A 25,130-nucleotide genomic window follows, 5' to 3' on the forward strand; every position below is an offset into this window, starting at 1 on the left:
ATTAACGAATACAGACGGTATCGATACATGGCCGAAACGACTCACCAAACTAGCATTGTCAATTGCTCCGCCTATAAGGCTGGAAAAAACTAGATAGCTTCCCCATAGATGATATAAGCGAAGTTATTAAAGAGCCCAACACGTTCGTATGGATTGGACTGCTGGAGCCATATGTTGAGCTGCTGGCAAAAATGCGGGAGGAATTTGGACTGCACGAACTCGCCATCGAAGATGCGAGAAATGCGCATCAAAGCCCAAAGCTGGAAGAGTATGGTGATTCGCTATTTGTAGTCCTGTATTCAACTAAGCTTGTTGAAGGAAAAATAAAAATTGGTGAGACCCATATCTTCGTTGGGGCCAATTTTATAGTGACTGTCCGTCATGGTGACTCACTCAGTTACCAATCGGTACGCCAGCGTTGTGAGAGCACAACGGACCGGCTCGCTCAGGGCCCAGGGTATGTGCTTTACTCAATCATTGACTTCATTGTAGATCAGTATAAGCCTTGCATGGAATATCTTCAGCAAGAATTCCGGCGCTTAGAAGAAGAATTGTTCAAGGCTTCACCTGAGAAAGATAATCTGCAAAGCTTTTATAAACTAAAGAACGAGATTTTGATACTTGAAGCTGCGACCTTACCATTGATTGATATCTGCACCCGACTGCTAAGATTTCATGGCGATATCATCCCCAAGGAGTCTAGAGTGTATTATAGAGACATTCTTGATCACGTTGCTCGTATCACTCAGGGATGCGAACGCATGAGGGAAATGATCAATGCGGCAATGCAAGTGGCATTGGCTCAAGTTACCATTCGACAGAATGAGGTCGTCAAGAGACTGGCTGGATGGGGTGCCATTCTAGCGATACCCACTATGCTCTTCAGCCTGTACGGCATGAATTTTGAGTTCATGCCTGAACTGCATTGGAAGTTTGGTTATCCGGCTACTCTCATCGGGGTACTAGTAGGCTGCACCACCCTGTACCGCAAGCTCAGGCGGGTAGGATGGGTTTGACCGAGGGCATTTCAGAGGAAATTTAGAAGTCGATAAGGACGGTAAGGTAACGCGTGGATCCGCAGATCGCTTGTGACCGACTCGATCAGGGCATCCCACCAACAGGGCGCAGATCGTACCCTGTTGTGGACGCCATCATATGGCGCGAGAAGGTCTATAGGCTGCCTTCGACATCTTCCAGGCTGAACGTCTCGGAGTGGTCGTCATAGGAGAAAATTTCAGCGTAGCGCCCCCACGCAATCACGCTCTCCAGTGTTTTCTCCACAAACGCCTCAGTGAGTGAGTCTTCCAGTTCCTGCTCAAAGCGCACCCGTGGCGCCCGGTGCCCGTATCGTTCCTGCAACACCTGCCGAATGCGGGCGGCCAGTGGTACGTGCTTGACCAGGTGCTCGGCAAAGAGAGTTTTGCGCTCCTGGGTGCCGTACTCCGCGAATAACTTGCCGGCCTCAGTCAGGGTGATGTCCGCGCCCTTGAGTTCAGCGAACCCCAGGTATTCGAGCATTTCGGCGACAGGGAACAGGTCGTCCACTTCCAGCAAGCGCCGTTCTGCAACGTCTTGCAGGCCGGCATGCCCGTTATAGGGTTCGGCAGCGAGGGTTTCGATCAGGCCGGCCATGAGGTTGGTGGAGACTTCTGGCAGCGGACTGCCCATCGTCAGTTCGGCTTTGCCGGTGCTGGCGTCAGCCCTGCGGCGGTCGGTCATCAATGCATAGATGTCGTCGACCATTTGCCTAAAGGTCGGGTCCAGCCGGTTGCGTGGATGGACGAAGGACACTTTGATTTCTGCCACGACTCGGCCAGGGTTGGATGACAAGACCAGAATGCGGTCGCACATCAAAACGGCTTCTTCGATGTTGTGCGTCACGATCAGGATGGATTTGATCGCGCTTGGCTTCTATATGCATGACCCACCGAGAATGGGCAGGGTCCATGGCCGGACGCTCCTTTGGTGGCTTGAAATTGGCTTCTGGGCTGGAAAGCGAAGTGATAGCCTGGCTGTAACGCCATCAAGCCATCAGATTGTGTGTTGCCGTTGCTGGTGAGCTAGACGTTAACGCATAGCTTTCCGAGACCGAATTATACGTATCAAAATGTTACAAATGGGTAAAATTAACGTAACTTTTGAAGCTTAAAGGATCACTGATTTGCGTAGTGATAGATGCTCCGCATCCACTATGTGCCTACCTGTTTGGCAGTCGTAAGCAATTTGGTCATGCAGCTTATTTCGGTCACGCCCAGTTCAAAGCTGGTCTTGGAGCCGCCCAAATCATCGCATACCAACTTGCCGTTCCAGCCTTGCGGGAAGTTGCGATTGTGCTCGCCTACGCGGCTTGGGCTGAAGTCGTAATCCAACGCCTGCGCTTGCAGCAGCCAGCAGTTGGTCGTCATGGGTATGACCTGGAGGCAGAGCAGCCGAACCGTAATCGCCGCAGGGCAAGGGATCAGGCCACCGGTTAAACCGAACATGATGACCTGACCCGTGGTCACCTCACGGTTGGTAAAGCGCTTACGAATATCGTTGGCATGCGCTCGTTCATGTGCATCCTGATAGCCATCAATCGACGGCTCCAAGCCTTCCAGTTCGGAATGCGCATGCCCGTGATCTGCTGCTGGACTGCTCGTATGCGTATAGCGTCACGGAGGCGCGCAGCTTATTGCCGCCGAAAGCACACATCTTATCGAACGCCTTGTGACTGACGGGAAGATGCTGGCAGTCGAGTGCCTGACGGTGCTGACTGTGATCAATGTCCGGGTCATGCAGGTAAACGAAGTCTTCATCGTAGTCAGTGACAATGACCCAGTGCGGGGCTTTCGAGCGAGTCAGACGGTAGCTACTGATCAGCACCAAGGGTTGACCGCCGGCCTTCAGCGTGAGGGCCAGATCCAGCTGGTTGCTGCTGACCTGCTCCACATCGCTCTGCTGAAGTTCCGTGCAGAACTCTTCGTGTACCAGGCGAATAACCTCCTTTTTATGTTCGTCGCGCACGCCGTCGAGAAATAGCGGACCTGCGATACTCACTTGCAGGCGTACGCGAAACCCTCGGCGCCAGGCCGCCAGTGCCAACCCTTGGGGGCTGCAACCGCCGTGCCCCGAAGTCATGAACACCGTCGTGGCTTCACGCCAGATTTGCAGTTCGTCCCTACGCTCGATTAAACGATCGGGTTGCAATGCCCTCATGGCCATCAAGAGGCAAGCCGGGCCGCAGGTAAATTCAGTGGTCTGTTGGTAATAGGGCACTTGGAATTCACGGCTTTCCCGATGTTGCAGAATGCGCTTCTCCAAACGCAGCGCATGCACATGGTCTTCGTAGTAGTTGTGGACCACAGCGAAGCGTCGGTATCCATTGCGCTCATAAAGACTGATAGCCACGGGATTATCCGGTCGGACTTCCAGTCGCAGGTAGGCGCAGTCGTGTGCGCGAGCACAATCTTCCGCCTGATCCAATAGCTGCTTTCCAAGGCCGAGGCCACGACTGTGGGTGGCGATGGCGATTGAGTACAGACGCGCCAGGGAGGTTCCACGGTGAAACAGGACCAGGCAGTAGCCCATCAGCTGACTCCCAGCTTGCGCAACGATCAGGCTGGCATGGGCTCGGCTAATCATCCACTGAAAACTGCGAGGAGTCAGCCGATCATAGGTAAAGCACTGGTTTTCCAATTCCAGCAGAGACTTCAGATCATCTTGTGTAGCCTTGCGAAATAACAGGTTCATATAGCCGCCGTAAAAGTTGCGTAATGAAACGAGACATTTTTAAAGGATCGTGCTTAATAGATAAGGACTTGTTCTCCAACGGACCTTCTCATATGTCAGCAGTACAGGGTGATTTGCGTGAAGTATCAGAGCAAAATCGACTAGCGGCAATATCAAACCTTAATTATTTACCGGGTACACCTAAAAGGTCTAGCCAGGTAGTTATTATTGTTGAGCGCAAAGAAGACTGGGCCTCTTATTTCCCCTCAGAGGATGTGATGAGTGCACAGGAGTATCTCGAGCAGCCCCTTGAAAGCGAAGCCGGCAAGCGTGTTCAGGTTATTAACCTGTGTCGGAGCTACAAGTACTTAGGACACGGGTATTATTGTTCATTACTGGCGGAAGCACGCGGCCATAAAGTTATTCCATCTGTGCGAACCATCAGCGAGCTGACCCGAAAGTCACTGTATGGCCTGGCGCTGGATGATCTGGACAAAGCTCTCGACAAAGCACTGAACAACCACCTTTATAGTAATACCGAAGGATTCACGCTCACTCTATACTTTGGTAAAACCAACCTTGAGCCCTTGCAGGAACTGGCGCGACAAATTTTCGAAATATTCCCATGTCCGATTCTCTTGGTAGAGTTCCGCAAAAGCAATAGTTGGCGCATCGAAGGAATAAAGTCTGGCGTCTTGCAAAAATTACGCGAAGATCAAGAGGATCAATTTGCCAATTCGCTGGACAGTTTCAGCCGCAAGATATGGCGAATGCCGCGTTCACCACGCGTGGCCCGCTACGACCTGGCCATTTTGCATGACTCGCAAGAAGCGTTGCCGCCTTCCAATGCCAAGGCACTGGAGAATTTTATCCGGGTCGGCAAAGGCTTGGGTATTGATGTCGATCTGATCGAAAAGAAAGACTATTCACGAATCGCCGAGTATGACGCCCTGCTGATTCGCGAAACCACCAGCGTGGATAACCACACCTATCGCTTCGCCAAGAAGGCGGAAAGCGAAGGTCTGGTAGTAATGGACGATCCCGCTTCAATCTTGCGCTGTACCAACAAGGTGTACCTGACTGACCTGCTCAAAAGCCATCAATTGGGTATGCCGGCAACCGAGATTCTTTACAAGGAACGACCGGAAGACTTTGAGCGAGTGGGTGAACGCCTGGGCTTCCCATTAGTACTGAAGATTCCCGATGGCTGTTTTTCCCGTGGCGTAATCAAGGTCGAGAGCCAACAGGCACTGCTGGAAGCCACCGCTGAGCTATTCGAACACTCGGTGCTGTTGCTGGCTCAGGAGTTCTTTTACACCGAATACGACTGGCGCATCGGCGTGCTCAACCGCAAACCGATTTTCGCTTGCCAGTACTTCATGTCCAAAGGTCACTGGCAGATTTACAACCACAAAGCCAAGGGCCAGGACATCAATGGGGAATGCCGCACCCTGGCGGTTCACGAAGCTCCGCGGGCAGTGGTGGAACTGGCGGTAAAAACGGCCAACCTGATCGGTGATGGTTTGTACGGCGTCGACTTGAAGCAGTCCGGCGATAAGGTGGTGGTGATCGAAGTGAACGACAACCCAAACATGGACGCCGGCATCGAAGACGCTTACTTGCAGGACGATTTGTATTCACTGGTGCTGGAAGAATTCGTCCGGCGCCTGGAACTCAAACGTCGCGGCCAGGCGTGGTGAATGCTTGATCCGACACGCATCCTGCAAGACACTGACTTCCTCAATCGATAACGCCAGAGGTCAGATGTGATCAAGAGTTTTCAACTCGCCAATGGAGTGCTGGTATCGGTTGAACACCTCAATGCCGACGTGATGTTGTTCAGCAATCCCGATATCGCAGAACGGGATCTACTGCGCAGCGATTTCAAACTGGACGATCACGCGTTGGCTTCGGCGCTGGATCCTGACGAAGTCTCACGCATCGAATTCCACCCGGATAATCTGTTTTTGATCTGGAAGCGTCCGGAAAGTTACTCGGGCGGAGAAAGCCTGGCCTTCGAGGTCTCGTCGTTCGGCTTACTGTTCTCTAAAACACGCTTGCTGGTCATCGCGACCGACGATTCCCAGTTGAGCGGACTGGGGGAGCGGCACCCCTTGCACACACCGTTGGATGTGCTGTTGGACATGCTGTTCAACAACCTCCACCACTACTTGGGCCACCTCAAGGTGATCAAGATGGTGGCTCGCGAGTTGCAGCAGAAATTCAACTCCTCGATGGAGAATCGACATCTGATCCAGATGTTTAACCTCAGCGAAAGCCTGATCTATTACATCAACGCGATTCACAGCAATGGCGCTGTCCTGACCCGGCTGCGCAACCATGCAGAAAAAGAGCACTTCAGCGTCGAGGCGATCGCGCTTATCGACGATCTGATCATCGAGAACAACCAGTGCAACAAACAGGCGGAAATCTACTCCAGGGTGTTTGCCGGCTTGATCGATGCACGCGGCAATTTGATGAACAACACCATGAACAACCTGCTACGCAAACTGACGCTGATCAATGTGGTCTTCCTGCCTCTTAACCTGATCGCCAGCATTGGTGGCATGTCCGAGTTCAGCATGATGACCTCAGCCCTCCCCTGGTGGGTTGCCTATCCACTTTTTCTCACGGGAATGCTGGTTGCCGGGGGCCTGATGGTCATCGCGCTCAAGCGTCTGACGCGTGGTTCATCCAGCATGAATGGCCCGCATTGAACTCTCGAGGCGCTGCACAGGCAGTGCGGCAGCTTCGACCTTCTCGCGCTGCCGCCCCATGAGCCCCCTTGGATGAAGACTCTTTACATCTCAACCTGTGTGCCCAGCTCTATCACCCGATTCAACGGCAAATTGAAGTACTTCAGGTTGCTGTTGGCGTTCTTGAGCAAAAATGCGAACAGGCTTTCTCGCCAACGAGCCATACCGATGCGTTTGGTCGGAATGACCGTCTCTCGGCTGAGGAAATAGGTCGTGCGCATCGGACTGAAATCCAGCTCAGCCAAGTGACAGAGACTCAACGCCAAGGGAACATCGGGCTCCTCGATAAAACCAAAATGCAGACTGACCCGGAAGAAGCCTTCACCATAGGCTTCAACCTCGAACCGCTGTTCAGCACTCACGCGAGGGCTGTCTTCAGACACGACAGTGAGCAACACCACCTGCTCATGCAAGACCTGGTTATGCAGCAAGTTGTGCAGCAACGCATGCGGTACAGCGTCGGCCCTGGCCGTCAGAAACACCGCCGTGCCTTGTACGCGATGAGGAGGCTGCATACGGATACTGGCGATGAATAATGGTAGAGGCAGCGCGGTTTCATCCAGATGCTCAACAATAATTTTTCTACCCCGCTTCCAGGTGGTCATTAAAATGAACAGGCCAATGCCGGCAATCACTGGAAACGCACCGCCTTGAAAAATCTTTGGTGCGTTGGCCGCGAAATACAGACCGTCTACCAGCAAAAATCCGAGCAGCATCGGGATGGCCAACCAGCGCGGCGTTTTCCATAGGAGCAGGACGACAGCAGAGGACAAGATGGTGGTGATCAACATGGTTCCCGTCACCGCGACGCCATAAGCGGCGGCCAAGGCACTGGAGGACTCGAAACCAATCACCAGCAGCACGACACCGACCATCAACGCCCAGTTAACCGTGCCGATGTAGATCTGCCCCTGCTCCTGGCTGGAGGTGTGCTGGATAAACATGCGAGGGACGTAACCCAGTTGAATGGCCTGGCGAGTCAGAGAGAAAGCACCGGAGATCACGGCTTGAGAAGCGATGATGGTGGCCAGAGTGGAGAGCGCGACCATCGGTAACAGTGCCCATTCAGGCGCCAGCAAATAGAACGGGTTGCGCACGGTCTCCGGGTTTCCCAGGATCAAGGCGCCTTGGCCGAAGTAATTGAGCACCAGGCCAGGCAGCACGAGAATAAACCAGGCACGAGAAATCGGCTTGCGGCCAAAGTGCCCCATGTCGGCATACAGCGCTTCCGCCCCGGTCAATGCCAACACTACAGCGCCCAAGATGGCCACACCCATACCCGGATGAACCACGAAAAACTGCACTGCCCAAGCAGGGTTGAGTGCTTGCAGCACTTCGGGGCGCTGCAAAATACCGTAAATCCCAAGCGCACCTAACACCACAAACCACAGCACCATGACCGGACCAAACAGGATGCCGATTCGAGCCGTACCATGTTTCTGTATCAAGAACAGTGCCACCAGAACAATCACTGACAACGGCACAACCCAGTGCTCGATTCCGTCAAACGCTAGCTGAAGTCCTTCAACCGCAGAAAGCACCGAAATGGCCGGGGTGATCATACTGTCCCCGTAAAAAAGCGCCGCACCGAACAAGCCGAGCAGTACCAGTACCTTGCTCATGTGCGGATAAGGTGCTGCCGCGCGACGGGCTAACGCCGTCAACGCCATAATGCCGCCTTCGCCCTGATTGTTGGCACGCAGGATGAACAGAACGTATTTGATCGAGACCACCCAGATCAGTGACCAAAAGATCAACGACAGAATGCCTAGCACCCCGTCGTGATTTACCTGAACTCCGTAGTGGCCGGAAAATACTTCTTTCAGCGTGTAGAGGGGGCTGGTGCCAATGTCCCCGTAAACCACTCCGACAGCGGCGACGATCAAGCCCACTCCTGACGTTTTGGATTGGGAGTCTGCATGTGCACTGGTCACTGTTTCACTCAAGGGTCGCTTCTCTCAAATTGCGGGGAGGAAGTGCATGCCATCCTTGGGCAATACGATTTGCCAGGGTCATTGGAAACGCAAGGCACATGGACGATCTAAAATCGCGGCCAGTATCGTTGCGAGTAGAAACACCTACCGTAAAGAAAGCGTAAAAATTTTACGGCAATTGCGCAGTCACTTCCCACGGCTTAGCCCGCTCTTCTGATTCACGCCCCAAATGGCAGCGCTTGAATTTCTGGCTTGATCCACACCAGCAAGGATGGTTTCTACCAGTCTTCATCAAGCCTCCTGCTTTCACCGAAAGATAATTTTCACAACGAAAAAGCCCCGAAAGGACATCCTTAGCGGGGCTCTATTTGTAGCTGCTGCTGCCACCCTGCTGTCACGGACTTTTAAGCTGTGAGGCGACATAGGCTGGAAGCATTAAATTATATGGTGTCCCAGGGCAGGTTCGAACTGCCAACCTTCCCCTTAGGAGGGGGATGCTCTATCCAATTGAGCTACTGAGACACAAATCACCCCGCGAACGCGCAGTGATGGACGGCGAGCATGTTAACGGGCAGGCCTGCGTTTGTCATGTCGTCCGTGGGCTTTTTAAGTGTAGGCAGATACTTCAAGGCCTAACGGCGCCTCTGACCGTGCAAATTGCATCACCCCAAAAAACCACCATTGCAACTTGCAAGGATCACGTCTCGTATTTTCGCTCTAATCATTTGATTTATAAAGAGTTAATGCCATTTAGAGTTTTGGCATGGTGGCTGCTTCAGTTCCTCCATGGAACAACGGAGGTCAACCCTCATGAACAGCGCCCTTTTACTCTCGAATGCGATCGCCCTGGCAGTCTTGCTGGGCTTTCATTTTGCCCCCGAGAACAGCACTGAGCCGGTTGCCCAACGAACACCTCACTACCTCCAGCTACAAAAAGCACCGCAGCTGGCCGTCATCACCGATCAGACCGGCTTTTCAAGCCAGGAAGTGAGCCAGGACAAGATCCTGGTGCCAGCGCAAACTTCCGAACGACTCGTATTCTGAATCACCCTGCCAGGAGCACAGCATGTCCAAATCAGCCGCAGGATTTTTCATCCTGACTCTACTGAGCGGCCTTATACATTTGTCCTGGGTCGACGACATGGTCGTCACCCCGCCTCTCATAGCCTGCGTCATATTTGGCACCCTGTTTATGTTGGCCTTGATCCTCGGGCGCAAAATCAAGTTCGATCCGGTATTACGCTAATACCGTTCACCAGATCGTCATCGCGACCCGGCACAGCTCCAATCCAGCGCACCATCCATCTGTAATCGCTTCTCAGTACGCAGTTCTCCTAGCAAATCGGCCATTTGCCACTATCCTGTACTATAAAGGGAACAGGGAGTTAATCCGCATAACATGCGCCTTCGGCGTCTTCGGACATCACCGCAAGGGCAACCGGACGCGGCCAGTGATACGGACGTGCAAACTTTCCAACCAGTCCGCATTTCTGACAATAGGTGCTGGCATAACGCCTTTAGCCAGTTCAATATTTGTCACAGAATTGACGCCAATGAACTGGCTTTCTTGAGGCATGATGCGAGCCTCTATCAATTCAGGTTGAACATTTGGCCTAAGAGCTTGTCCTATCTGACATCCTGCGGCCAGTCCCGAGAACCGCTCCCCTGAACTAACCGGTTAAATATATGCGCCCATTGAAACAGGCAATCTATTCCAGCCGCACGGCTGACAAGTTCGTCGTACGTCTGCCAGACGGAATGCGTGAACGCATTGCCGAGGTGGCTCGCAATCATCATCGCAGCATGAACTCCGAAATCATCGCGCGCCTTGAGCAGAGCCTTATTCAGGAAGGCGCCCTGGGTGAAGAACTGAGCATGCGCCTGGACAGCCCTGAGCTGTCACTGCATGAGCGTGAACTGTTGCAACGCTTCCGCCAACTTTCCCACCGCCAGCAAAACGCCCTTGTTTCGCTGATTGCCCATGACGCAGAAATGGCCGCAGACGCCTCCTGATTCATCACGAAAGTACAAGCCAGCTTAGTCGCTGGCTTTTTTTTGCCTGAAATTCAGGCACAAAAAACCCGCCAATCAGCGGGTCATGCCGGACTGCAGGAGCGAGCTTGCTAGCGAAGGTCTCAAGGACTACGCATTCATCAGGAAGAACGCGATATCGTTAACGTCCATCGCGAGCAGCTTGCTCCTACAATAGAAAACAACCGGAAAGTCAGAGCAGGAAAATCGTCGCCAACCCAAGGAAGATGAAGAAGCCCCCACTGTCGGTCATGGCGGTGATCATCACACTGGCGCCCATCGCCGGGTCGCGCCCAAGCCGTGCCAGGGTCATGGGAATCAACACCCCCATCAAGGCTGCAAGCAACAGGTTGAGCGTCATGGCCGCGGTCATTACCACGCCAAGGGACCAGCTGCCATAGAGCAGATAGGCAACGACCCCGATCACCCCTCCCCACACCAGGCCATTGATCAGGCCTACCGCCAACTCCTTGCGCATCAGACGCGAAGTATTGCCCGTGCTCACCTGATCCAGCGCCATGGCGCGAACGATCATGGTGATGGTCTGGTTGCCGGAGTTGCCGCCGATACCCGCCACGATCGGCATCAATGCCGCCAGCGCCACCAGCTTCTCGATGGAGCCTTCGAACAGCCCGATCACGCGGGATGCAATAAAGGCGGTGATCAGATTCACTGCCAGCCAGGCCCAACGGTTGCGCAGGGATTTCCAGACAGAGGCGAAGATATCTTCTTCTTCACGCAGACCCGCCATGTTGAGCACTTCGCTTTCGCTCTCTTCACGGATCAGGTCGACCATTTCATCGATGGTCAGACGGCCTATCAATTTGCCGTTCTTGTCGACGACGGGCGCCGAGATCAAATCGTAACGCTCGAACGCCTGGGCGGCGTCGTAGGCATCTTCATCCGGGTGAAAACTCACCGGATCGCTGGCCATGACTTCAGCCACCTGTTTTTCCGGGTCATTGACCAGCAAACGCTTGATCGGCAACACGCCCTTGAGCACGCCACCGTAATCGACCACGAACAACTTGTCCGTGTGGCCTGGCAGCTCCTTCAGGCGACGCAGGTAGCGCAAGACCACCTCGAGACTGACGTCCTCACGGATCGTCACCATCTCGAAGTCCATCAGCGCACCGACCTGCTCCTCGTCATAGGACAGGGCCGAACGCACGCGCTCACGCTGCTGGCTATCCAGGGTTTCCATGAGCTCATGGACGACGTCTCGCGGCAGCTCGGAAGCCAGGTCAGCAAGTTCGTCGGCATCCATGTCCTTGGCAGCGGCCAGGAGCTCGTGATCGTCCATATCGGCGATCAGGGTTTCACGAACCGAATCGGATACTTCGAGCAGGATGTCGCCGTCGCGATCAGCCTTGACCAGCTGCCAAAGCGTCAGACGATCGTCCAGCGGCAAGGCTTCAAGGATGTAGGCAACGTCGGCGGAGTGCAGGTCATCAAGCTTGCGTTGCAGCTCGACGATATTCTGCCGGTGAACCAGGTTCTCGACCCGTTCGTGATGCGGACCTTCCTGGCGATGAGTCAGGTCTTCGACCACCCGCTGACGCTGCAGCAGCTCAACGACTTGAGCGAGGCGGTCCTGCAGGCTTTCTTGTGTTTTCTTTACTTCATTTTGAGACATAGGCGAACTCCACTCCCAGCAGCGGAGCGCGCCGGAAGGATCAATCAGTCAATTCGTGATTGGAAAAACGGTTTACTGAGTAACTACTGGGTAAGTCCATGGAGGTATTCCATAAGCCCCGGCGGGGCTGACGGGCGCAATGATACACCGCCCGACGGTTTTTGAACGTTAAAAAATCGCGGACGAAACAAGCGGTTGCAAGACATACCTGACTACCGTCCTTATCTCTGAAAATGCGACGACTCTTTCTGAGAATAAAACACAACCCGCTCGAAAAATGTGGCAGCCCGCTCCCCCAAAGAATCCCGGGGAACGATTCCGCATCATGGGTAGACGCCGGCATGAGCCAGCAAGATTGTCGAGAAAGCGCAGGGGGCACCCGATGAATCCAGCGTTCGAATGTTCGACCACCCGTTACCGCTACAAATTCAAGTGAAGTCGCAGTGCGCAGGTCGATTCGACAAGAAAGGATCAATCACAGAAAAAGCCAAACTCCAGACGGCAAAAAGCCCGCTTTGAAGGCGGGCTTTTTGGTGTTTGGTGCACTCGACAGGATTCGAACCTGTGACCGCTCGGTTCGTAGCCGAGTACTCTATCCAGCTGAGCTACGAGTGCATTTGTGTTTTTATACCAGACCACAACTGGCTGAAGCAAAGTCATTCACATTGCTGCAAACAACTCTTAAATGGTGCACTCGACAGGATTCGAACCTGTGACCGCTCGGTTCGTAGCCGAGTACTCTATCCAGCTGAGCTACGAGTGCATTTGTTGCCGCGCATTATAGGCCGTTGAATCTTTTTGTAAAGCGCTTTTTTCTAGTAATTTCAACAACTTACCGAAGAAGCCAGATTACAACGTACTACGCAAATAATGGCGGAGAACGGGGGATTCGAACCCCCGACACCCTTTTGAGGTGTACTCCCTTAGCAGGGGAGCGCCTTCGGCCACTCGGCCAGCTCTCCGCAACACGGGGCGTATATTAACCAGCTTCTTCCCCGTTTGCAAACATAAAAAACGATAAAAATTAATGGCTTGGTTCTTCGTCCTTCTCTTTCTTTATACGCAGGTAAATTTCCTCACGGTGGACCGCAACCTCTTTCGGGGCGTTGACACCGATTCGCACTTGATTTCCTTTGACGCCGAGCACGGTCACAGTGATTTCTCCATCACCGATAATCAGGCTTTCTGCGCACCGACGAGTCAGAATCAGCATACCTTTCTCCTCACGCATTTCATTTCAGGGACAACAGTCTGCAAAAAAAAGGCACTCGACCTACAACCGGAACGATCGCAGCCCTACATGCCTGAGTATTGACTAGCGCGAGCAAAAGAACAGCCTTGAGTCACACCATTCAAAAAAACGAAGGGCGCGGTCAGACCGCGCCCTTGGACAAACGCATCACTCGCCCTGGCGGGCCGGTGCGTCCAGTTCGAAAGCCGTGTGCAGCGCGCGCACAGCCAGTTCCAGGTACTTCTCTTCGATCACCACGGAGACTTTGATTTCCGACGTCGAGATCATCTGGATGTTGATGGTTTCCTTGGCCAGTGCTTCGAACATGCGGCTGGCTACGCCCGCGTGGGAGCGCATGCCAACGCCAACGATCGACACCTTGGCGATCTTGGTGTCGCCGATGACTTCACGGGCACCCAGCTCGCCAGCGGTTTTTTCCAGCACGGTCTGCGCCGCCTGGTAGTCGTTGCGGTGCACGGTGAAGGTGAAGTCGGTGGTGTTATCGTGCGCAACGTTCTGCACGATCATGTCGACTTCGATGTTCGCGGCACTGATCGGGCCGAGAATCTTGAAGGCAACGCCCGGGATGTCTGGCACGCCACGGATGGTCAGCTTGGCTTCATCGCGGTTGAAAGCGATACCGGAAATGATCGGCTGTTCCATGGTTTCCTCTTCATCAATAGTAATGAGGGTGCCCGGACCCTCCTTGAAGCTGTGCAGTACGCGCAGCGGAACGTTGTACTTGCCGGCGAACTCGACCGCACGGATCTGCAACACCTTGGACCCGAGGCTGGCCATTTCCAGCATCTCTTCGAAAGTAATCTTGTCCAGGCGCTGAGCCACGGACACTACGCGCGGGTCGGTGGTGTAGACACCGTCGACGTCGGTGTAGATCTGGCATTCGTCAGCCTTCAGGGCTGCCGCCAGCGCCACGCCGGTGGTGTCGGAACCGCCACGACCGAGGGTGGTGATGTTGCCGTGTTCGTCGACGCCCTGGAAACCGGCGACAACCACCACACGACCCGCCTTCAGGTCACCGCGAATCTTCTGGTCATCAATCTGCAAGATACGCGCTTTATTGTGCGCGCTGTCCGTCAGAATCCGCACCTGGTTGCCGGTGTAGGACACCGCTGGCACGCCACGCTTGATCAGCGCCATGGCCAACAATGCGATCGTTACCTGCTCACCGGTGGAGACGATCACATCCAGTTCACGGGGAACCGGTTGGCCGTCGCCACTGATTTTCTTGGCCAGATCGATCAGACGGTTGGTTTCGCCGCTCATTGCTGACAGCACAACCACCAGGTCATCGCCGGCTTCGCGGAATTTCTTAACCTTGTCGGCGACCTGCTCGATTCTCTCGACAGTGCCGACCGAGGTGCCTCCAAATTTCTGTACGATCAAAGCCATTTCAAAGCCGCCTCTGCCCATGAAGGGCGCCCAAATTATCACTCAAACAGCGTTCCGGCCCGCCACTAGACTGCGGGCCGGACACTGCCTTATAAACCCTGCTCTACAAATGGAACAGTCAGGGCCAATGCCGCATCCAGTGCGCCAGCGTCGGTACCGCCGCCCTGCGCCATGTCTGGACGACCACCGCCCTTCCCGCCCACTGCCGCAGCGGCTTGCTTCATCAAATCACCGGCTTTGAGTTGGCCAGTCAGGTCTTTGGTCACGCCAGCAACCAGCACGACCTTTTCCTCATGGACACTGCCGAGCAGGATCACTGCGCGGCCGAGTTTGTTTTTCAGTTGATCGACCAGCGCCAGCAGCGCCTTGCCATCCTGACCGTCCAGACGCACGGCCAGCACTTTCACACCTTTGACGTCCAGCGCGGAAGCCGACAGATCGTCGCCCGCTGCGCTGGCAGCCTTGGCCTGCAACTGCTCGAGTTGCTTCTCCAGCAGACGGTTGCGCTCCAGCACAGCCGACAGCTTGTCGATCAGGTTATCGCGGCTGCCCTTGACCAGGTTGGCCGCTTCCTTGAGTTGTTCTTCGCCAGCGTTCAGGTAGGCCAACGCCGCGGCACCGGTGATCGCTTCGATACGACGCACGCCGGAGGCCACACCGCCTTCGCTGACGATTTTCAACAGGCCGATGTCGCCGGTACGGTTGACGTGGATACCACCGCACAGCTCGACGGAGAAATCGCCGCCCATGCTCAGTACGCGCACGCTATCGCCGTACTTCTCGCCGAACAGCGCCATGGCGCCTTTCTGCTTGGCGGTTTCGATGTCGGTTTCTTCGGTTTCAACCGCGGAGTTCTTGCGGATCTCGGCGTTGACGATGTCTTCCAGCGCCTTCAACTGCTCAGGCTTGATGGCTTCGAAGTGGCTGAAGTCGAAGCGCAGGCGCTGACTGTCGACCAACGAGCCTTTCTGTTGAACATGCTCGCCCAGCACCTGGCGCAAGGCGGCGTGCAGCAAGTGCGTCGCCGAGTGGTTCAGCGAGGTGGCGTGGCGCACTTCGGCATCCACGTGAGTCTCTACCGGCGCGCCGATGGTCAGGCTGCCCGATGCCAGCACGCCGTGATGCAGGAAGGCGCCACCGGTTTTGGTGGTGTCGCGCACGTCGAAGCGCGATGCACCGGCCTGCAGGTAGCCACAGTCACCGATCTGACCGCCCGACTCGGCATAGAACGGGGTCTGGTTGAGGACAATCACGCCCTCTTCGCCTTCGCTCAATACGTCGACCGCCTGGCCATCTTTATAGAGGCCAACGACTTTCGCCGAACCGCTGGTGGCTTTGTAGCCGGTGAACTCGGTAGCGACATCAACCTTGACCAGGCTGTTGTAGTCCATGCCGAAGGAACTGGCGGAACGGGCGCGCACGCGCTGGGCTTCCATCTCGCGCTCGAAACCTTCTTCGTCGATGGTCAGGCTGCGCTCGCGAGCGATGTCGCCGGTCAGGTCCATCGGGAAGCCGTAGGTGTCGTAGAGCTTGAACACAACATCGCCCGGTACCACGTCGCCTTTGAGTTCGGACAGGTCCTGCTCGAGGATTTTCAGGCCCTGCTCCAGGGTCTTGGCGAACTGCTCTTCTTCAGCCTTGAGGACGCGCTCGATGTGCGCCTGTTGGGATTTCAGCTCAGGGAAGGCTTCGCCCATCTCGGCGACCAGGGCTGCAACGATCTGGTAGAAAAAGCTGCCCTTGGCCCCGAGTTTGTTGCCGTGACGGCAGGCGCGACGAATGATCCGGCGCAGCACGTAGCCGCGGCCTTCGTTGGACGGCAGCACGCCGTCGGCAATCAGGAAGCCGCACGAACGAATGTGGTCGGCCACGACTTTCAAGGAAGCCTGAGCGTCGTTGGTGCAACCGATGGCCTTGGCCGACGCGTTCAACAGGCTCTGGAACAGGTCGATCTCATAGTTCGAGTGAACGTGCTGCAGCACGGCACTGATCCGCTCCAGGCCCATGCCGGTGTCGACCGACGGTGCTGGCAGCGGGTGCAACACGCCATCGGCCGTGCGGTTGAACTGCATGAACACGTTGTTCCAGATTTCGATGTAGCGGTCACCGTCTTCTTCCGGCGAGCCCGGTGGGCCGCCCCAGATGTCGGCGCCGTGATCGTAGAAAATCTCGGTGCAGGGACCGCACGGGCCGGTATCGCCCATGGTCCAGAAGTTGTCGGACGCGTACGGTGCGCCTTTGTTGTCGCCGATGCGAACCATACGCTCGGCCGGTACGCCGATTTCCTTGGTCCAGATGTCGTACGCCTCGTCATCGCTGGCGTAGACGGTGACCCAGAGCTTTTCTTGCGGCAGGTTCAGCCACTGCTCTGAGGTCAGGAAGTTCCAGGCGTAGGTGATCGCGTCACGCTTGAAGTAGTCACCGAAGCTGAAGTTACCCAGCATTTCGAAGAACGTGTGGTGACGGGCGGTGTAACCGACGTTTTCCAGGTCGTTGTGCTTACCGCCGGCGCGTACGCATTTCTGGCTGCTGACGGCGCGGGTGTACGCGCGCTTTTCCTGGCCCAGGAAACAGTCCTTGAACTGGTTCATCCCCGCGTTGGTGAACAGCAGGGTTGGGTCGTTGCCCGGAATCAAAGAGCTGGAGGCTACACGGGTGTGGCCTTGCTCTTCGAAGAAGCGAAGGAAGGCTTCACGGATTTCTGCGCTTTTCATAGGTTCTTCCACGGAGGCTGCGGCCAAAGGCCTGTTCGAAACGTCAACAGACGAAGCGACGGCAAAGGGCCGCATTATATCGGCCCTGCGCGCGGGGTACAGCGTGTTTATACGATAGAAACAGTCAATTGGACCGGTAACGCTGTCAGTTGCGCGAAAACTCGACGAATGCCGCTACGACCTGTCCGATCTGGATGCGGCTCACATCCATGTGCGTGACCATTCTCAGGCGTGCGGCAGCGCTGATCTTGATCCCGCGCTCGGCGGCGAAGGCCTTGATCGCCTCGGCCTTGTCACCCATGTGCACATAAACCATGTTGGTCTGCACCGGCTCGACCTCATAACCGGCCGCTCGCAGGCCGTCAGCCAGGATATGCGCATTGGCGTGATCGTCGGCCAGGCGCTGAACATTGTGATCCAGCGCGTACAGCCCCGCCGCCGCCAAAATCCCGGCCTGACGCATGCCACCGCCGACCATCTTGCGCAGGCGGCGCGCCTTGCCGATCAACTCCACCGTACCACAGAGCACCGAACCGACCGGTGCGCCCAGGCCTTTGGACAAACACACCGAAACGGAATCGAAATACTGAGTGATTTCCCGCGCATCGACGCCCAGCTTGACCGCGGCGTTGTACAACCGCGCGCCGTCCAGGTGCAAGGCCAGGCCGTGTTCACGGGTAAAGCTTTGAGCCCGGGCCAGATACTCCAACGGCAACACCTTGCCCTGCATGGTGTTTTCCAGCGCCAGCAAACGGGTGCGGGCGAAATGGAAGTCGTCCGGCTTGATCGCGGCCGCCGCCTGGGCCAGATCCAGCGACCCATCGGCCTGCACCTCCAGTGGTTGCGGCTGGATCGAACCCAGCACCGCCGCCCCGCCGCCCTCGTACTTATAGGTGTGAGCCTGTTGGCCGACAATGTACTCGTCACCGCGCTCGCAGTGCGCCATCAGGCCCAGCAGGTTGCTCATGGTGCCGGTCGGTACGAACAGCGCGGCGGCAAAACCCAGCCGTTTTGCCAACTCGGCTTCCAGACGATTGACCGTCGGATCTTCGCCATAAACGTCGTCACCGGTGGCCGCTGTGGCCATCGCATGGAGCATTCCGGCGGTCGGTTGGGTGACGGTGTCGCTGCGAAGATCGATAACACTCATGAATCTGGCCTCGGTAAGCAGGGGAAAATCCCTTTCAAGTGGGAATTACTGCGGTCATGCCGACGAATAATCAACCCTTGCACAGCAAAAGGCTGCTTGAGCCAACAGAAAAGTCGATAGCAATCATCAGATAGCAGCCATGCACAGGTGAGAAATATGTGTTAAAAACGCTGCGCCGCCAAACAATCTGGCGGCACAACGTTCTCAGGGCGGGGTGCAACTCCCCACCGGCGGTAATTGCGCGCAATGCGCATAGCCCGCGAGCGCTTGGCGACAACCACGGCTTCGGCGGTGATTGGCGACAAGGTCAGCAGACCCGGTGTGATCCCGGGGCCGACGGTTACAGTCCGGATGAAGAGAGAACGGGATTGGCGCCAAAGGGCCGTCCGCAGGCATTCGTGCGAGCGTGCGTACCCTTAAATCCCATTCGATTCATAAGCCCTGTTTTTTACACAAACAGGAGTCAGAACATGCAACCCACCGCAATCGATAGCAAAAGTAAAAACCATCAGGGCGAGCGCGTTGCGTTCATCCAGGCCTGCTGGCACAAGGATATCGTCGACCAGAGCCGCAAAGGCTTCGTCGCTGAAATGATTGCTCAGGGTTATCAGGAATCGGAGATCGATTTCTACGAAGTCGGCGGTGCCTTTGAAATCCCGCTGCACGCCAAGTTGCTGGCCAAGTCCGGCCGTTATGCCGGCATCGTCGCCGCGGGCCTGGTGGTCGATGGTGGCATCTACCGCCACGAATTCGTCGCCCAGTCGGTGATCAGCGGGTTGATGCAGGTTCAGTTGGAAACCGAAGTGCCGGTGTTTTCGGTGGTTTTGACCCCGCACCACTTCCATGCCGGCGAAGAACATCAGAAGTTCTTCTTCGAGCACTTCGTGCACAAGGGTCAGGAAGCGGCGAAGACCTGTGCCGATACGCTGCACAAGATGCGGGCGTTGCGTCGTAGTGAGCACCGCGCGGTAGCCGTTTAACACACAAAAGCCGTGGTTTGGTGGGGTCTTTTGCCCCCCCCTGTAGGGGCGAGCTTGCTCGCGATGGTCGTGAACGATAACGCTGGGGGCCTGATACCCCGCAGTGTTCTCACGTTTATCGCGAGCAGGCTCGCTCCTACAGGGGGGTTTATGTCCAGCCGAAGATCGTGGTCAGGCCAGGTTTTCGTCGGTGGTCGGCACGATCAGGATGCCGGCGCGCAGGCCGTTCTTGACCTTGGGGTTGGGGAAGATGATCCGGGCGCCCTCCTCCTCGATGATCCAACGGGTCTGGGCAATGTCCTCGGCCAGCAGATAACCCACTTCCAGTTGCGAAAAGTTTTCGATGTCCGCCGGCAGGTTCAGGCGGAAATTATCGCTGTGCTTGATGATTTCCCGCGCCACGCTAAATAGCTGCAAACCGTCCAGCGGCGCTTCGGTCAGCGGCGGTTCGTTGCCTTCGATGATCTGTTTGAGGCGGGTTTCCAGCAGGTCGACGTTGACGCCGTCGTTCTGCCCGAACGGCCGCGCCTTGCCCAACTCGAGAGTGAAGGATTCGGCACCGAGCTTGTCGTAGGTGTAGGAGCTGAAGACGATCGAGGGTTTATTCTGCAGCAGCACCGCTTCCATGCCAGCGGCGCGCAGGCGAGCCAGCTCCTGGCGAGAATGCTGGCGGCCCTCTTTCCAGGGGTACAAGGCGAACTGCTCGATTTTCGAACCACGGATTGCCGTGTGCAGGTCATAGTGCAAGCGGTTGCGATCCGGCAGGCTGAAGAAGCTGGCCGCCAGCCGCTCCAGTTCACAAGCACGCAGGGCTTCGGAGCCGCTGCTTTGTTCATGTCGGCCGTTGAACAGCCGATTGACATCCTGCTCGACAAAACGCTCGCCCTTGCGAATCGCCTCGGGGTTGCCGAACAGGAACAGAATACGTGCGCGCGGTTTAACGTCACCGCGGGCGATGTCATGCAACAGGCGGTCGAGCAACTCGATCGGCGCGGTCTCGTTGCCATGGATGCCGGCTGACAGCAGCAGGTCCAGGCCATTGTCGCGCGCTTGCGGAGGCCGCACTTCCAGCGCCCCCTCGCTCAACCAGCGCATCCGCACGCCTTCGACAGTCAGTTGAGTCTTCTCCGCCGGTTCGCGGCCGGCGAGGGTCAGTTCAAGCAGTTTGCCGAGGGCGAGCATAAGCGGTTTCCTTAGTGGTCGTGGGCGCAATCCGGGCCGTGCACGTGGTCTTCGTCACCGACTTCGGCCGGCTCCATTTCCAGTTGCAGACTTACCAGATTAGTTGCCAATGGGCGCAGCAGCAGGTTGGCGTATTCAGCGTCACCTTCTTCGACGTCCACTCCGATCAGCAGCTGGCCGCGGCCATCCTGCTGGATCCACAGCTCTTTGCCTTGCCACATGACCGCGACGCGGGTGCAGGACGTTTCCAGTTGCGTGCCGTCGGTGTCTTCAAGGATCAGCTGCAGGGTATCGCTCATGTTTTTTTACGCTCTCTAAAGGAGATGAATCGGCGCGTGCAGCGCCGACTCTCAATTGATCTGGAATGGATAAACCGCGCCCAGTTTAAGGATTTGCGTCAGTTCATCCAGTGCCGTCCGGCACTCAAGCAGCAATTGCGGGTCCGCCAGATCGTTTTCGGTCATGCGGTCGCGATAGTGCTTGTCGACCCATTCGGTCAACGAGCCGTACAACGGTGCCGTCATGATAACCCCTGAGTTGACGGCAGCCAGTTCGGTTTCGTTGAGGGCCACGCGCAACCTCAGGCAAGCAGGGCCACCGCCGTTCTGCATGCTTTGCTTGAGATCGAACACCTTGACCTCGCGGATCAGCCCGCCGGAGCTGGTCAAACCCTGCAGGTACTGCCAGACCCGCTCATTGCCACGGCATTCTTCCGGCACGATCAACAGCATGGAGCCGTCAGGACGCGTCAGCAGCTGGCTATTGAACAAGTAGGAACGAACTGCGTCCTCCACGGTAACGGCGGAACGCGGTACGCAGATCGATTGAAATTTCCCACCGACTTTGGCGAGTTTTCCCTGCAGTTCAGCCAGCATCTGTTCGGTGTCGAGGAATGCATCCTCGTGATAGAACAGCACTTCGCCATTACCCACCGCGATCACGTCGTTGTGGAACACGCCCTGATCGATGACCGAAGGGTTTTGCTGGGCGTACACCACACCTTCTTCGCTCAAGCCATGCAGGCGGGCGACCGCCTGGGAAGCTTCGAGCGTCTGGCGTGCCGGGTACTTCTGCGGCGCCGGGTAACGGGTGTCGAACGCACTGCGACCGAACACGAAGAACTCGACGCCGGCTTCGCCATATTCACGGCAGAAACGGGTGTGGTTGGCCGCGCCTTCGTCACCGAACTGAGCCACGGCCGGCAATGCGGCGTGGTGCGCGAAGTGTTGCTGGTCAGCGAACATCGCCCCCAGCACGCGGCTGGTGGTCGGGTGCTCGATGCTGCGGTGGTACTTGCAGTTGAGGTTGGCGGCGGTGAAATGTACGCGACCGTCCGCGGTGTCGGCGCTTGGGCTGACGGTGGCGGCGTTGGCGACCCACATGCTCGACGCCGAGCAACTGGCAACCAGCAACGGCATGGCGTCCCTGGCGGCTTGTTCGATCACTTGCGCATCGGTGCCACTGAAACCCAGGCGACGCAGGGCGGCCACATCAGGGCGCTCCTGGGGTGCCAGGACGCCTTGCTGAAAGCCCATCTCCATCAGCGCTTTCATTTTCGCCAGGCCTTGCAGCGCCGCTTCCTTGGGGTTGGAAGATTGCTGGCTGTTGCTCTGGGACGCGACGTTGCCGTAGGACAGGCCGCCGTAGTTATGGGTCGGCCCCACTAGACCGTCAAAATTGACTTCATAGGATTTCATCAGCGAGGCTCCACGAGAATCTGTTGTTATGGCTTCAGTAACTATTCAGTAAGACCGCGGCGCGGCCATCGCCAGCAGGCTGGCTCCCACAGTGACTGGGTGGTACACAAAATGTGTGAACACCACCGAACCTGTGGGAGCCAGCCTGCTGGCGATGGGCATCACGCCATCTTCACGCCGGGCGTCAGGGTCGCTGGCAACGTCAGGCTCGGGGTTTCCAGCGAGGCCACCGGGTACGCGCAGTAATCCGCGGCATAGTAGGCACTGGCGCGGTGGTTGCCCGAGGCGCCGACGCCGCCGAATGGCGCGCTGCTCGCCGCACCGGTCAGCTGCTTGTTCCAGTTGACGATACCGGCGCGGCTTTCCAGCCAGAACTGCTGGTAACGCGCTTCGGAATCCGACAGCAGACCGGCCGCCAGGCCGTAGTCGGTGTCGTTGGCTTCAGCAATCGCGGCTTCAAAATCAGCGTAGCGGATCACTTGCAGCAGTGGGCCGAACAGCTCTTCGTCAGGACGATCGGCCACGGTCGTAACGTCCAGAATGCCAGGGGTGAGCAAGGCTGCCTGAGCCTGCGGTTGAGTCATCTCCAGCAGCGCCACAGCACCGTTGGCCAACAGATGTTCTTGCGCTTCCATCAGGGCTTTCGCAGCGCCGAGGGAAATCACCGAACCCATGAACGGCGCCGGTTGCTGATCGAACGGGCCGACCTCAATGGTCGAACTGACTTCAACCAGGCGCGCCAGCAGCGAATCGCCCCAGGCGCCCTGTGGCACCAGCAAACGACGGGCACAAGTGCAACGCTGGCCGGCGGAAATGAACGCGGACTGAATGATGGTGTAGACAGCGGCATCGAGGTCAGCCACTTCATCGACCAACAGCGGGTTGTTACCCCCCATCTCCAGCGCGAGGATCTTGTCCGGACGGCCGGCAAACTGCTGGTGCAGGTGATTGCCGGTGCGGCTTGAACCAGTGAAGAACAGGCCATCGATGCCTGGATTCGCCGCCAGGGCGATCCCGGTTTCCCGCGCACCCTGCAGCAGGTTCAACACGCCTGCCGGCAGACCGGCTTCGATCCAGCACTTGACCGTGAGCTCGGCGACTTTCGGGGTCAGCTCGCTGGGTTTGAACAGCACGCTGTTACCGGCCAACAGCGCCGGCACGATGTGACCGTTGGGCAAGTGACCGGGGAAGTTGTAAGGCCCGAACACCGCCACCACGCCGTGTGGCTTGTGGCGCAGCACGGCGGTAGCGTCGCCCAGCGGGCCGCTCTTCTCGCCGGTACGTTCGCGGTAGCTCTGCACCGAGATCGCAATCTTGTTGACCATGCTGGTGACTTCGGTGGTCGCCTCCCACAGCGGTTTGCCGGTTTCCTCACCGATGGTACGCGCCAGTTCGTCAGCGTGATTTTTCAACGCGGTGGCAAACGCCTCCAGTACTGTGATGCGTTCTTCCAGGGTGCGCCGAGCCCAGCCCGGGAACGCTTGACGCGCGGCTTGCACGGCCGATTCGACCTGAGCGGTGGTGGCGCCCTCGCCGTCCCACAGTACCTGCTGGGTCACCGGGTTCAGCGACTGGAAGGCTTCACCCTGACCGGCCAGCCATTCACCTGCGATGTATAACGAATTCATTATTTCGACTCCCGGGCAGCGGACAACGGAACGGCGCGCACTTGATCGCCGGCGTTGAGTTGAAGACGTTTGGCGGTCAGTGGATCGACCACCAACGTGCCGGCGGCGAAGCGTGCGGGAGCAGCCGTGATCCGGCAGTCCTCGCGCTTGCGGTTGTGAATCAGGAAAGGCGTGGCGTCGTCACCCGGCGTACCGACGGCCAGGACCAGCGGCTGGCTTTCGCGGATCGCACGGATCTTGCCGGTTTCGCACTCCACCGCAGGGCCTGCGTCGAAAATATCGACGTAGCCCTGGTAGCTGAAACCTTCGCTCTTGAGCATCGACAGCGCCGGTTCGGTGTCCGGGTGGACCTGACCGATCACGTTGCGCGCGTCCGGTGACAGGAAGCAGGTGTACAGCGGGAATTTTGGCATCAGTTCGGCGATGAACGCCTTGTTACCGACCCCGGTCAGGTAATCGGCCTGGCTGAATTCCATCTTGAAGAAGTGTCGGCCCAGGCTTTCCCAGAATGGCGAACGCCCGGCTTCGTCGGACATGCCGCGCATCTCGGCGATGATCTTGTTGCCGAACAAATGCGGGAACTCGGCGATGAACAGCAGCCGCGCCTTGGCCAGCATGCGACCGTTGAGGCCGCTGCGGTAATCGGCGTGCAGGAACAGCGAGCACAGTTCAGAGTTGCCGGTCAGGTCGTTGGCCAGGAACAGCGTCGGGATCTCCCGATAGATGTTCAACTCTTGCGAGGCGCTGACGGTCAGGCCGACCCGGAAGTTGTACCAGGGCTCACGCAGGCCGACGGCGCCAGCGATGGCGGAAATGCCCACCACGCGGCCGTCGTCGTCTTCGAGTACGAACAGATAGTCCGCATCGCCCCGCCCGGCTTCGCCGCGAAAGGTCTTCTCGGCCCAGCCGACCCGATGGGCCAGACGTTCTTCGTTGGCCGGCAAGGTGGTCAGGCCGGTGCCGGTGCTGCGGGCCAGGTCGATCAGAGCGGGTAAATCGCTGCTGCGTACGGGACGAACGATCATGCTATCTCCTCAAACGGGCCGCTTGCGCCTCCCGTGAAACTTCGCTGC

General features: G+C 56.9%; 20 protein-coding genes, 4 tRNA genes, 2 pseudogenes and 1 riboswitch. Of the genes and pseudogenes, 7 read left to right on the forward strand and 19 right to left on the reverse strand.

The genetic code is table 11. The annotated features are described in order from the left end of the window. The first annotated feature begins 113 nt into the window (after positions 1–113). Positions 114–1,016: a magnesium/cobalt transporter CorA gene (gene corA, locus ACA041_RS25280; protein WP_497442169.1), complete on the forward strand. Its 903-nt coding sequence runs from the start codon at positions 114–116 to the stop codon at positions 1,014–1,016. Positions 1,017–1,170: 154 nt separating this feature from the next. Here the strand turns inward: corA and ACA041_RS25285 are convergent. The 3 genes and pseudogenes from ACA041_RS25285 to rimI all read right to left on the reverse strand — a co-directional run. Then, positions 1,171–1,911: pseudogene (locus ACA041_RS25285) on the reverse strand (AAA-associated domain-containing protein); the annotation flags it as partial. A gap of 500 nt (positions 1,912–2,411) precedes the next feature. Then, positions 2,412–2,618, reverse strand: a pseudogene (locus ACA041_RS25290) (nickel/cobalt efflux protein RcnA); the annotation flags it as partial. Further along, positions 2,572–3,729, reverse strand: a complete 1,158-nt coding sequence (gene rimI, locus ACA041_RS25295) for a ribosomal protein S18-alanine N-acetyltransferase (RefSeq protein ID WP_497438333.1) — start codon at positions 3,727–3,729, stop codon at positions 2,572–2,574. The gene rimI and the pseudogene ACA041_RS25290, both read right to left, overlap by 47 nt. 92 nt (positions 3,730–3,821) lie before the next feature. Here rimI and ACA041_RS25300 point away from each other — a divergent pair, with 92 nt between their 5' ends. Beyond that, positions 3,822–5,408 (forward strand): RimK family ATP-grasp domain-containing protein, encoded by a 1,587-nt coding sequence (locus ACA041_RS25300; RefSeq protein ID WP_497438334.1) that lies wholly within the window; start codon positions 3,822–3,824, stop codon positions 5,406–5,408. 66 nt (positions 5,409–5,474) lie between these two features. Further along, entirely contained in the window at positions 5,475–6,425 is a 951-nt protein-coding gene (locus tag ACA041_RS25305) for a magnesium transporter CorA family protein (protein WP_497438335.1), read from the forward strand. An 83-nt stretch (positions 6,426–6,508) separates the two neighbouring features. Here ACA041_RS25305 and ACA041_RS25310 read toward each other — a convergent pair whose 3' ends face one another. From ACA041_RS25310 to ACA041_RS25320, 3 genes are all read right to left on the reverse strand, one after another. Beyond that, positions 6,509–8,410, reverse strand: coding sequence for a potassium transporter Kup (locus tag ACA041_RS25310; RefSeq protein ID WP_497438336.1), 1,902 nt, complete (start codon positions 8,408–8,410; stop codon positions 6,509–6,511). Positions 8,411–8,567: 157 nt separating this feature from the next. Further along, positions 8,568–8,690 (reverse strand): SEC-C metal-binding domain-containing protein, encoded by a 123-nt coding sequence (locus ACA041_RS25315; RefSeq protein WP_497438337.1) that lies wholly within the window; start codon positions 8,688–8,690, stop codon positions 8,568–8,570. Positions 8,691–8,843: 153 nt separating this feature from the next. Next, a tRNA-Arg gene (locus tag ACA041_RS25320) sits at positions 8,844–8,920 on the reverse strand. Between the two features lie 288 nt (positions 8,921–9,208). Between ACA041_RS25320 and ACA041_RS25325 the strand changes: the two genes are divergently transcribed. The 3 genes from ACA041_RS25325 (at position 9,209) to ACA041_RS25335 (ending at position 10,411) form a co-directional block, all read left to right on the forward strand. Beyond that, positions 9,209–9,442: a hypothetical protein gene (locus ACA041_RS25325; RefSeq protein ID WP_497438338.1), complete on the forward strand. Its 234-nt coding sequence runs from the start codon at positions 9,209–9,211 to the stop codon at positions 9,440–9,442. 22 nt (positions 9,443–9,464) lie between these two features. Next, positions 9,465–9,644: a PA3371 family protein gene (locus tag ACA041_RS25330; protein ID WP_497438339.1), complete on the forward strand. Its 180-nt coding sequence runs from the start codon at positions 9,465–9,467 to the stop codon at positions 9,642–9,644. 440 nt (positions 9,645–10,084) lie between these two features. Continuing rightward, complete coding sequence (locus ACA041_RS25335) at positions 10,085–10,411, forward strand: Arc family DNA-binding protein (RefSeq protein WP_003178899.1); 327 nt, start codon at positions 10,085–10,087, stop codon at positions 10,409–10,411. A gap of 211 nt (positions 10,412–10,622) precedes the next feature. On the opposite strand, the gene mgtE is transcribed toward ACA041_RS25335, so the two are convergent. The 8 genes from mgtE to ltaE all read right to left on the reverse strand — a co-directional run bounded on the left by mgtE (position 10,623) and on the right by ltaE (position 18,570). Then, the gene (gene mgtE, locus ACA041_RS25340) at positions 10,623–12,065 is read right to left on the reverse strand and encodes a magnesium transporter (RefSeq protein ID WP_497438340.1); all 1,443 of its coding nucleotides are present in this window, start codon (positions 12,063–12,065) and stop codon (positions 10,623–10,625) included. A 538-nt stretch (positions 12,066–12,603) separates the two neighbouring features. After that, positions 12,604–12,680 (reverse strand) — tRNA-Arg (locus tag ACA041_RS25345). Between the two features lie 71 nt (positions 12,681–12,751). Next, positions 12,752–12,828, reverse strand: a tRNA-Arg gene (locus ACA041_RS25350). Positions 12,829–12,936: 108 nt separating this feature from the next. Next, a tRNA-Ser gene (locus ACA041_RS25355) sits at positions 12,937–13,027 on the reverse strand. A gap of 62 nt (positions 13,028–13,089) precedes the next feature. Continuing rightward, complete coding sequence (gene csrA / locus ACA041_RS25360) at positions 13,090–13,278, reverse strand: carbon storage regulator CsrA (RefSeq protein ID WP_002554426.1); 189 nt, start codon at positions 13,276–13,278, stop codon at positions 13,090–13,092. A 186-nt stretch (positions 13,279–13,464) separates the two neighbouring features. Beyond that, positions 13,465–14,706, reverse strand: a complete 1,242-nt coding sequence (locus ACA041_RS25365) for an aspartate kinase (protein WP_064676255.1) — start codon at positions 14,704–14,706, stop codon at positions 13,465–13,467. Between the two features lie 89 nt (positions 14,707–14,795). Beyond that, the gene (gene alaS, locus ACA041_RS25370; RefSeq protein WP_497438341.1) at positions 14,796–17,420 is read right to left on the reverse strand and encodes an alanine--tRNA ligase; all 2,625 of its coding nucleotides are present in this window, start codon (positions 17,418–17,420) and stop codon (positions 14,796–14,798) included. A gap of 145 nt (positions 17,421–17,565) precedes the next feature. Beyond that, positions 17,566–18,570, reverse strand: a complete 1,005-nt coding sequence (ltaE, locus tag ACA041_RS25375; RefSeq protein WP_497438342.1) for a low-specificity L-threonine aldolase — start codon at positions 18,568–18,570, stop codon at positions 17,566–17,568. Between the two features lie 196 nt (positions 18,571–18,766). Beyond that, a riboswitch (FMN riboswitch) is annotated at positions 18,767–18,938 on the forward strand. A 102-nt stretch (positions 18,939–19,040) separates the two neighbouring features. Here ltaE and ACA041_RS25380 point away from each other — a divergent pair. Continuing rightward, entirely contained in the window at positions 19,041–19,550 is a 510-nt protein-coding gene (locus ACA041_RS25380) for a 6,7-dimethyl-8-ribityllumazine synthase (RefSeq protein ID WP_497438343.1), read from the forward strand. 171 nt (positions 19,551–19,721) lie between these two features. On the opposite strand, the gene astE is transcribed toward ACA041_RS25380, so the two are convergent. From astE to astA, 5 genes are all read right to left on the reverse strand, one after another. Next, entirely contained in the window at positions 19,722–20,732 is a 1,011-nt protein-coding gene (astE, locus tag ACA041_RS25385) for a succinylglutamate desuccinylase (RefSeq protein WP_497438344.1), read from the reverse strand. A gap of 11 nt (positions 20,733–20,743) precedes the next feature. Then, positions 20,744–21,031: a hypothetical protein gene (locus ACA041_RS25390; protein ID WP_033056735.1), complete on the reverse strand. Its 288-nt coding sequence runs from the start codon at positions 21,029–21,031 to the stop codon at positions 20,744–20,746. Positions 21,032–21,082: 51 nt separating this feature from the next. Next, on the reverse strand, positions 21,083–22,429 hold the full coding sequence (astB, locus tag ACA041_RS25395; protein WP_497438345.1) for an N-succinylarginine dihydrolase: 1,347 nt from the start codon (positions 22,427–22,429) through the stop codon (positions 21,083–21,085). 161 nt (positions 22,430–22,590) lie between these two features. Next, entirely contained in the window at positions 22,591–24,060 is a 1,470-nt protein-coding gene (gene astD, locus ACA041_RS25400; RefSeq protein WP_497442170.1) for a succinylglutamate-semialdehyde dehydrogenase, read from the reverse strand. Next, positions 24,057–25,082, reverse strand: coding sequence for an arginine N-succinyltransferase (astA, locus tag ACA041_RS25405; protein WP_497438346.1), 1,026 nt, complete (start codon positions 25,080–25,082; stop codon positions 24,057–24,059). Before astA ends, astD begins: the two co-directional genes overlap by 4 nt. Positions 25,083–25,130 lie beyond the last annotated feature (48 nt).

It is taken from the genome of Pseudomonas sp. LBUM1676, from assembly GCF_059695605.1.

Excerpts from the sequence above, each read along its gene's own strand:
- rimI (WP_497438333.1), bottom strand. The coding sequence starts at position 3,729 with ATGAACCTGTTATTTCGCAAGGCTACACAAGATGATCTGAAGTCTCTG.
- ACA041_RS25300 (WP_497438334.1), top strand. The coding sequence starts at position 3,822 with ATGTCAGCAGTACAGGGTGATTTGCGTGAAGTATCAGAGCAAAATCGA.
- ACA041_RS25315 (WP_497438337.1), bottom strand. The coding sequence starts at position 8,690 with ATGAAGACTGGTAGAAACCATCCTTGCTGGTGTGGATCAAGCCAGAAA.
- ACA041_RS25325 (WP_497438338.1), top strand. The coding sequence starts at position 9,209 with ATGAACAGCGCCCTTTTACTCTCGAATGCGATCGCCCTGGCAGTCTTG.
- ACA041_RS25330 (WP_497438339.1), top strand. The coding sequence starts at position 9,465 with ATGTCCAAATCAGCCGCAGGATTTTTCATCCTGACTCTACTGAGCGGC.
- ACA041_RS25335 (WP_003178899.1), top strand. The coding sequence starts at position 10,085 with ATGCGCCCATTGAAACAGGCAATCTATTCCAGCCGCACGGCTGACAAG.
- mgtE (WP_497438340.1), bottom strand. The coding sequence starts at position 12,065 with ATGTCTCAAAATGAAGTAAAGAAAACACAAGAAAGCCTGCAGGACCGC.
- csrA (WP_002554426.1), bottom strand. The coding sequence starts at position 13,278 with ATGCTGATTCTGACTCGTCGGTGCGCAGAAAGCCTGATTATCGGTGAT.
- ACA041_RS25365 (WP_064676255.1), bottom strand. The coding sequence starts at position 14,706 with ATGGCTTTGATCGTACAGAAATTTGGAGGCACCTCGGTCGGCACTGTC.
- alaS (WP_497438341.1), bottom strand. The coding sequence starts at position 17,420 with ATGAAAAGCGCAGAAATCCGTGAAGCCTTCCTTCGCTTCTTCGAAGAG.
- ltaE (WP_497438342.1), bottom strand. The coding sequence starts at position 18,570 with ATGAGTGTTATCGATCTTCGCAGCGACACCGTCACCCAACCGACCGCC.
- ACA041_RS25380 (WP_497438343.1), top strand. The coding sequence starts at position 19,041 with ATGCAACCCACCGCAATCGATAGCAAAAGTAAAAACCATCAGGGCGAG.
- astE (WP_497438344.1), bottom strand. The coding sequence starts at position 20,732 with ATGCTCGCCCTCGGCAAACTGCTTGAACTGACCCTCGCCGGCCGCGAA.
- ACA041_RS25390 (WP_033056735.1), bottom strand. The coding sequence starts at position 21,031 with ATGAGCGATACCCTGCAGCTGATCCTTGAAGACACCGACGGCACGCAA.
- astB (WP_497438345.1), bottom strand. The coding sequence starts at position 22,429 with ATGAAATCCTATGAAGTCAATTTTGACGGTCTAGTGGGGCCGACCCAT.
- astA (WP_497438346.1), bottom strand. The coding sequence starts at position 25,082 with ATGATCGTTCGTCCCGTACGCAGCAGCGATTTACCCGCTCTGATCGAC.